Below are 7,694 nucleotides of genomic sequence, written 5' to 3'. Positions count from 1 at the left end.
TCTCCCACGGGCTGATGGACGAGCCGGTACAAATTCACTCTCACGGCGGGCGCGTAAAGCTGCTGCAGGACGGTGAGCTGAACATTGACGTGGCGTTTCTTGGCGTGCCGTGCAGCGATGAGTTTGGTAACGCCAACGGCACGCACGGGAAATCATGCTGCGGCTCGCTGGGCTACGCGATGGTGGACGCCCATTTTGCCCGCAAGGTGGTGTTGTTGACGGAAGCGCTGGTGCCGTTCCCCAATATGCCTGCCAGCCTGGTGCAGGATCAGGTGGACTACATCGTGCAGGTGGAGAGCGTGGGCGATCCGGCAAAAATCAGCGTCGGCGCGGCGCGCGTCACCAGTAACCCGCGCGAGCTGATGATTGCCCGCTATGCGGCGGATGTGATTGAGCACTCCGGCTATTTTAAACCGGGCTTCTCGATGCAGACCGGCTCCGGCGCGGCGGCCACCGCCTGCACCCGCTTTATGGAAGAGAAGATGGAGCGCAGCGGCGTGAAGGCACGCTTTGCGCTGGGTGGCATCACCGGCAGCCTGGTAGATCTGCACGAGAAGGGGCTGATCGAAAAGCTGCTCGATACCCAGTGCTTCGACGGCCAGGCGGCGGCCTCGCTGGCGCGCAACCCGAACCACGTGGAGATCTCCACTAACGTCTATGCCAACCCCGGCAGTAAGGCGGCAAGCTGCGACCAACTGGACGTAGTGATCCTCAGCGCGCTGGAGATTGACGTCGATTTCAACGTTAACGTCATTACCGGCTCCGATGGTGTGATGCGCGGCGCGTCCGGCGGGCACTGCGACGTGGCCGCCGCGGCGAACCTGACCATCGTCGTTGCGCCGCTGCTGCGTAGCCGCATTCCGACGGTGGTGAAGCGCGTTACCACACGCCTCACGCCGGGCGAAAGCATCGACGTGCTGGTCACCGATCACGGCATTGCGGTCAACCCGGCGCGCCCGGAGATCCGCGAACGCCTCATGGAAGCAGGGCTGAAGGTTGTGGATATCAACGCCCTCTATGAGCGGGCAATTTCGCTGACAGGCGTACCGAAACCGATTGAGTTCACCGACAAAATTGTCGGGGTGATCCGCTACCGCGACGGCAGCGTGATCGACACCGTTCGACAGGTAAAGGAGTGAATATGACCATTGCGACACCCGTGCGGACGGGTGTCAGCCTGGACGCGCTGCTGGCGGCGAAAGAGCGCCGCGCAGCCCGTCAGGCTGACTGGCTTACGCACTATCAACAACCGGTGATCTCCCTCACGCTGGTAACACCCGGGGAGATCAAAGACAGCCTGCGCTATCGCAACACCATGGGCGTGGCGTTACAAATGTGCGACCAGCTGTTGTGGGAAAACCGCTGGCAGGTGCTGGACCGCCAGGTGCTGTGGCTCCCGACCGGGCCCGAAGCGCTGTGGTGTGTGGCCCATCCCGCGGCAGAAATCAAAGCCCACTGTGCGGAGCTGGAGCAGACGCACCCGCTTGGCAGGCTGTGGGATCTGGATGTGATTTGCCCTGAAAACGGCCACGTTGGACGTCAGTCGCTGGGCTCCCATCTCAGACGCTGCCTGATTTGTGATGAACCTGCCCACGCCTGTTCCCGTTCGCGCAAACATCCTGTGGAGCAGGTGGTGGCGCGCGTGGAGAAGATGATCGATGACTGGTTTGCTCGCGACTAAACCGCGCCCGCTTGACGTCCCCGCGCTTGCCGCAGAGGCGCTGTGGCAGGAGCTGGCGCTGACACCGAAACCGGGGCTGGTGGACAGGCTCAATAACGGCTCTCATCGTGATATGGATCACGCGCTGTTTGTCCGCAGCATTATGGCGATTACGCCGTGGTTTTCGCGCTTTGCTGAGTTGGGTAACACGCATGCCGATAAACCCGCAGGCGAACAGTTACGGCTCCTCCGCCCGATGGGGATGGCCTGTGAGCAGGCGATGTATGCCGCGACGAACGGGGTGAACACGCACAAAGGGGGCATTTTTGCCCTTGGTTTACTCTGCTTCGCCGCCGGGCGTGTGAAAAATATCTCCGCAGAAAGCCTCTGTTGTGAGGTGAGTAACATCTGCCACGGGCTGGTTTCGCGGGAGCTGGCCGAACGCAGCGGGCAGGCGACGGCGGGGGAGCGGCAGTTCCGGCAGTACGGCTTAACCGGCGCGCGCGGCGAGGCGGAGAGTGGATTTGCGACGGTGCGTAAAGCGCTGGCGCAGTGGAACGGACATTCACTTCACGGCCTGCTGTTACGCCTGATGGCAATCAATCAGGACAGCAATCTGGTGTCGCGCGGCGGCATTGAGGGGCTGGGCTACGTTCAGGGCTATGCGCGGGAACTGCTGGCTGACGGCTGGGATGGTGAAGCGTTGCGTAGAATGGATAACGCATTGATTGAACGCAACCTGAGCCCGGGCGGCAGCGCGGATTTGCTGTCGGTGGGGTGGGTGCTTGCTGCAATAAAATAGCCGGGTGGCGGCTTCGCCTACCCGGCACAATAATCAATGCGCGACTGGCTGTGCGCCGTGCGGTTCGCGTACATGCTTGTACTGGAACAGCACGATAAACGCGAAGAACAGCACCAGCGAGTATGCGGCGAAGATAAGCCACACTGGCTGCCAGTCGGTAATGCCGTTGGTGGTATACATCTCAACCACTTTACCGCTCACCACGCCGCCCAGGATACAGCCGAAGCCGTTGGTCATCATCAGGAACATACCCTGTGCGCTGGCGCGGATTTCAGGTTTCACCTCTTTTTCCACAAACACCGAACCGGAGATATTGAAGAAGTCGAAGGCGCAGCCGTAAACAATCATCGACAGAACCAGCAGCACGGTGCCGAACGGGCTTGGGTCGCCGTAGGCGAACAGGCCGAAGCGCAACATCCACGCGGCAATACTGATCAGCATGACGTTCTTGATGCCGTAGCGGCTCAGGAAGAACGGGATGGTCAGGATGAACAGCGTCTCAGAGATCTGCGAGATGGACATCATTACCGAGGCATGTTCAACGATAAAGCTGCCTGAGAACAGCGGGTTATTATCGAAGCTGTGCAGGAAGGTATTGCCGAACATGTTGGTGATTTGCAGTTCCGCGCCCAGCAGCATGGAGAAGATAAAGAAGATCGCCATGCGTTTGTTTTTAAACAGCGCGAAAGCGTCCAGGCCGAGCATGGTGCTCCAGCTCTGGTTTTTCTGCTGGTTAGATACCGGAATATGCGGCAGCGTCAGGGTAAACAGTGCCAGCACCACGGAGAGCGCCGCACCGATGTAGAGCTGCATATGGCTCAGTTCAAAGCCCGCGAAGCTCACGCCCCACATTGCCATAATAAAACCGATGGTGCCCCAGATACGGATCGGCGGGAAGTCGGTCACGATATCCATATCGGCGGATTTCAGGCGGTAGTAGGAGATGGTGTTGATCAGCCCAAGCGTTGGCATGTAGGCCAGCGAGTTAAGCAGGATCACCATAAACATCGCCCCCGGCGTGGTGACCTGGGCTGCCATAAACAGCGTGCCCGCGCCCACCAGGTGGCAAAGCATGTATAGCCATTTCGCACTCAACCATTTATCCGCCACGATCCCCAGCAGCGTTGGCATAAAGACCGCCGCGATACCCAGCGAGCTGTAGACGGCACCGATTGACGCACCATCGAACTTGAGCGTCACAAACATATAGGAGCCGAGTGTAGTCAGCCAGCTACCCCACAGGCAGAACTGCAGAAACGACAATATTTTAAGCTGCAGCTTAAGGTTCATGTTACTTTCCTCACAAGTGAGCGGGAGATATGTTGTTATAGGAACATTCAGGGTTGTTATTTGATGCAATTCTATCAGTTGGCAACGATATGTTTTGTTACCTCCCGCAAAAAAATGCAATCCACATTAATTTGCAGTTTGGATTGTGATGCAAATAACATTTTCGTATGGGTGGGGTGAGATGGGGTAGGTGCGGCCTGATGCCCTCTCCCACAGGGAGAGGGGAAGCAGAACACCTTCTCCTTGCAGGAGAAGGTGTGTTGATTATCGGCGACGATAGTTCTTCTGCGCCGTATTCACCTTATACAGATAACGACGGGATTCCGCAGACGGGTGGCGGGTGGTGAGGGTGGCGTACACATCCCCCGGCGCCATGCTGTTGATGATATTTGCGGCCTGCACTTTGTCATTCGAGAAGACACGCAGCACGCTGCCTGCACCGCCGTTGTACGCGGTAATGACCGCATAACGACGTGAGGTTGGGTTATCAATCCCGCCCAGATAGACATTATTCAGCATCGCCAGATAGGCCGTACCGGTATCAATGTTGCTTTGCGGGTCAAACAGATAGCTACGGCTCGGCGTGCCCGATTTCCCCTGTGCGCGGAACACGTCTTTTCCGGCGCTGTGCTGGACAACCTGCATTAGCCCCAGCGCGTCGGAACGGCTCACGGCGTACGGGTTAAAGGACGATTCGGTCTGCATGATCGCCAGGATCAGCGACTCATCCACGCCATATTTACGTGACGCCTGACGCACCATGCCCAGATACTTATGCGCACGCTTGTCGAGGTGGTTCGGCACCAGGTTAATTGTGACGCTATAAATCACTTTCAGGCCGTTGGTACGGCTTTTCAGACGCGTTTGCAGCAGATAGTCGGCGAATTTCGTGGCGCGGCCTTCCCAGCGGATTGGCTGACCGGTCTGGTCCACGACCTGACCGTACAGGAACGGCTCTTTAGAAATGGTAATGTCGTCGGCGTCGGAGTAGAGATCGATAGAACCCGGATCGTCGCCCATCAGCAGGGTTTTGATAATGGCCTGCCGTAAATGCGCCGCAGGGTCAGTCCCCGCGATGGTTTCAACCGTGATCGTACCGTCATCGAAGTTGATGTGGCTACGGGTCTGGTAGGCGTCGGTGTACTTAACGTAATCCTTAGGTCCGGCGATAAGAACTTCGTTAAATCCCCATATGTTCTCGATGTTGTGGGCAAACTGCCCCATCAAAATATCAAAACCGTTGGTGTCCTTAACCCAGGCTTCGTTGTATTCATCGCCTTTTTTGGATGAACACGAGACAAGCAACGGCGCAACAAGGGCTAGCGCTAAAATTTTTTTCATCATTCCGGGAGTGCGTGTTGTGTTTGCTTGAACGGCGGGGTTTCCCCCGCGCGCTGTTATTTTTCCGGCGGCGTATAGCCTTCGATGTGCACGTCTTTACCTTCGAACAGGAAGTTCACCATCTCCTGCTCCAGCAGCTTGCGGTGTTCCGGGTTCATCATGCTGAGTTTTTTCTCGTTAATCAGCATGGTCTGTTTTTTCTGCCACTGTCCCCAGGCTTCTTTGGAGATCTCGTTATAAATGCGCTTACCCAGTTCGCCCGGATAGAGCTGGAAGTCCTGGCCTTCAGCGTCGCGCTGCAGGAAAGTACAAAAAATGGTTCTGGCCATACTCATTCCTCTTTTTTAGCCGATGCTAAACCATTGCACCGGCACGTAATTGTTGTAACAGGCGCTCCACGGGAGCCGCCAGCCCGACTGATGGCGGTTGCGCTAAGTTATACCAGAGAGCGGTGCCTTCATCCATGCACGAGGCGAAGGAGGACACGGGAAGCCACATCGGCACAATATCCAGATGGAAATGGCTGAAAGTGTGGCGAAACGCGGTCTGCTGCGTCAGGTTATCGGCAGCAATGCCGCGCTGTTTAAGCCAGGCCCGCAGCGTGGCTTCATCTTCAAACTGTGGGAAGCAGTATAGACCACCCCAGAGGCCGCTCGGCGGGCGCTGCGCCAGAAAGACCTCGTCCCCGTGCTGCATCAACAGCATGTAACCGGTGCGCTCCGGCAGCGCCTGCTTCGGCTTTTTACCGGGATACTGCGCCCATGAATGATTTGCGTACGCCACGCACAGGTTATTGAGCGGGCAGAGCTCGCATTTTGGTTTCGAGCGCGTGCAGACCATCGCACCGAGATCCATCATCGCCTGGTTAAACCGCTCCACGCCCTTTGCCGGGGTCACCGCTTCGCTGATCTCCCACAGCCGTTTTTCGACCTCTTTTTTCCCCGGCCAGCCGTCAACCGCATAGCAACGTGCCAGCACGCGCTTCACGTTACCGTCAAGGATCGGGAAATGTTTGCCGAGGGACAGTGAGAGGATGGCACCCGCGGTGGATCGCCCAACGCCGGGTAAATCCGCCACCTCGTCGAAGGTTTCCGGGAATTTACCGTTGTGGCGCGTCGCGACCTGCTGTGCGGCTTTGTGCAGATTGCGCGCGCGGGCGTAGTAGCCAAGCCCTGTCCACAGGTGCAGCACCTCGTCTAACGGCGCGTTGGCCAGATCGGTTACCGTGGGAAAGCGCGCCATAAAACGCTCAAAGTAAGGGATCACCGTGGCAACCTGCGTTTGTTGCAACATCACTTCGGAGAGCCATACTTTGTAAGGCGTTTTTTCAATTTGCCAGGGCAGGGTTTTACGCCCGTATTTGTCGTACCAGTCCAGCACCTGGGCTGAAAATTGAGAGGCTTGCATGGTCATCGATTCGTATAATCAGGGACGCCGATTGCAGCACAGCGTCAATCTGCTGTAAACCGGATCTTTCCCATGCTTGCATAGAAGCCTTAACTTTGGATAATGCCCGTTTCCCGAACATTCTCACAAGCAGACAACTCTTTTATGAAAAACGACGTCATTTCACCGGAATTTGATGAAAACGGTCGCCCGCTGCGCCGTATTCGCAGCTTTGTCCGCCGTCAGGGTCGCCTGACAAAAGGGCAGCAACACGCGCTGGACAACTACTGGCCGGTGATGGGCGTTGAGTTCAGCGAGCAGCCGCTCGACTTTGCCGACCTGTTCGGTCGCGATGCGCCAGTGACCCTGGAGATCGGCTTTGGTATGGGCACCTCGCTGGTGACCATGGCGAAAGCCCGCCCGGAGCAGAACTTCCTCGGCATAGAAGTGCATTCCCCAGGCGTTGGCGCGTGTCTGGCCACCGCCCACGAAGAGGGGGTCGAGAACCTGCGCGTGATGTGTCACGACGCGGTGGAAGTGCTGCACAAAATGATTCCTGACAATTCTTTGAACATGGTTCAGCTCTTTTTCCCTGACCCGTGGCACAAAGCACGTCATAATAAGCGCCGTATCGTTCAGGCGCCGTTTGCTGAGCTGGTAAAAAGTAAGCTGAAACTGGGCGGTGTCTTCCATATGGCGACCGACTGGGAACCTTATGCGGAACATATGCTGGAAGTGATGTCGTCTCTGGACGGGTATAAAAACCAGTCAGAGAGCAACGACTATGTACCGCGTCCGGAATCGCGTCCGGTAACGAAATTTGAACAGCGTGGCCATCGTCTTGGTCACGGCGTATGGGACTTAATGTTCGAGAGGGTGAAATAATGGCAAAGAATCGTAGCCGTCGTCTGCGTAAAAAGATGCACATCGAAGAATTCCAGGAAGTGGGCTTCTCCGTTGCCTGGCGTTTCCCGGAAGGCACCAGCGTTGAGCAGATCGATCAGGACGTTGATGCGTTCATCAACGAGGTGATCGAGCCAAACAAGCTGGCCTTCGACGGTAGCGGCTATCTGGCGTGGGAAGGCCTTATCTGCACCCAGGAAGTGGGTAAATGCACCGAAGAACATCAGGCGCTGGTACGTAAATGGCTTGAAGACCACAAACTGGAAGATGTTCGCGTCAGCGAACTTTTCGACGTTTGGTGGGACTAATAAA

Annotated in this window: 9 protein-coding genes; 5 read left to right on the top strand and 4 right to left on the bottom strand. The window is 56.9% G+C overall.

Going from position 1 to position 7,694, the window contains the following annotated elements; genetic code table 11:
• From citF to citG, 3 genes are all read left to right on the top strand, one after another.
• Window positions 1-1,139 (top strand): citrate lyase subunit alpha (citF, locus tag AX755_RS04765; RefSeq protein ID WP_231883348.1); only part of this gene is annotated, 1,139 nt, incomplete at its 5' end.
• A gap of 2 nt (window positions 1,140-1,141) precedes the next feature.
• Entirely contained in the window at window positions 1,142-1,681 is a 540-nt protein-coding gene (citX, locus tag AX755_RS04760; RefSeq protein WP_062856374.1) for a citrate lyase holo-[acyl-carrier protein] synthase, read from the top strand.
• Window positions 1,659-2,462: a triphosphoribosyl-dephospho-CoA synthase CitG gene (gene citG / locus AX755_RS04755; protein ID WP_047024491.1), complete on the top strand. Its 804-nt coding sequence runs from the start codon at window positions 1,659-1,661 to the stop codon at window positions 2,460-2,462. The genes citX and citG overlap by 23 nt, the downstream gene beginning before the upstream one ends.
• Before the next feature lie 33 nt (window positions 2,463-2,495).
• On the opposite strand, the gene AX755_RS04750 is transcribed toward citG, so the two are convergent.
• The 4 genes from AX755_RS04750 to mutY form a co-directional block, all read right to left on the bottom strand.
• The gene (locus AX755_RS04750) at window positions 2,496-3,752 is read right to left on the bottom strand and encodes a nucleoside permease (protein ID WP_013098677.1); all 1,257 of its coding nucleotides are present in this window, start codon (window positions 3,750-3,752) and stop codon (window positions 2,496-2,498) included.
• Window positions 3,753-4,016: 264 nt separating this feature from the next.
• On the bottom strand, window positions 4,017-5,093 hold the full coding sequence (gene mltC, locus AX755_RS04745; protein ID WP_013098675.1) for a membrane-bound lytic murein transglycosylase MltC: 1,077 nt from the start codon (window positions 5,091-5,093) through the stop codon (window positions 4,017-4,019).
• A gap of 56 nt (window positions 5,094-5,149) precedes the next feature.
• Window positions 5,150-5,422, bottom strand: a complete 273-nt coding sequence (locus tag AX755_RS04740) for an oxidative damage protection protein (protein ID WP_013098674.1) — start codon at window positions 5,420-5,422, stop codon at window positions 5,150-5,152.
• Window positions 5,423-5,447: 25 nt separating this feature from the next.
• On the bottom strand, window positions 5,448-6,500 hold the full coding sequence (gene mutY / locus AX755_RS04735) for an A/G-specific adenine glycosylase (protein WP_181033767.1): 1,053 nt from the start codon (window positions 6,498-6,500) through the stop codon (window positions 5,448-5,450).
• A gap of 144 nt (window positions 6,501-6,644) precedes the next feature.
• On the opposite strand from mutY, the gene trmB reads away from it, so the two are divergent.
• The gene (gene trmB, locus AX755_RS04730) at window positions 6,645-7,364 is read left to right on the top strand and encodes a tRNA (guanosine(46)-N7)-methyltransferase TrmB (RefSeq protein WP_020689542.1); all 720 of its coding nucleotides are present in this window, start codon (window positions 6,645-6,647) and stop codon (window positions 7,362-7,364) included.
• Window positions 7,364-7,690 carry a YggL family protein gene (locus AX755_RS04725; RefSeq protein ID WP_003862421.1) on the top strand — a complete coding sequence of 109 codons (327 nt, stop codon included), beginning with the start codon at window positions 7,364-7,366 and terminating at the stop codon, window positions 7,688-7,690. Before trmB ends, AX755_RS04725 begins: the two co-directional genes overlap by 1 nt.
• Window positions 7,691-7,694 lie beyond the last annotated feature (4 nt).

Origin of the sequence: Enterobacter sp. SENG-6 (genome assembly GCF_001605945.1) — a bacterium.
Classification (GTDB): Bacteria; Pseudomonadota; Gammaproteobacteria; order Enterobacterales; family Enterobacteriaceae; genus Enterobacter; species Enterobacter cloacae.
This window is presented reverse-complemented; position numbering and strand designations above follow the sequence as displayed.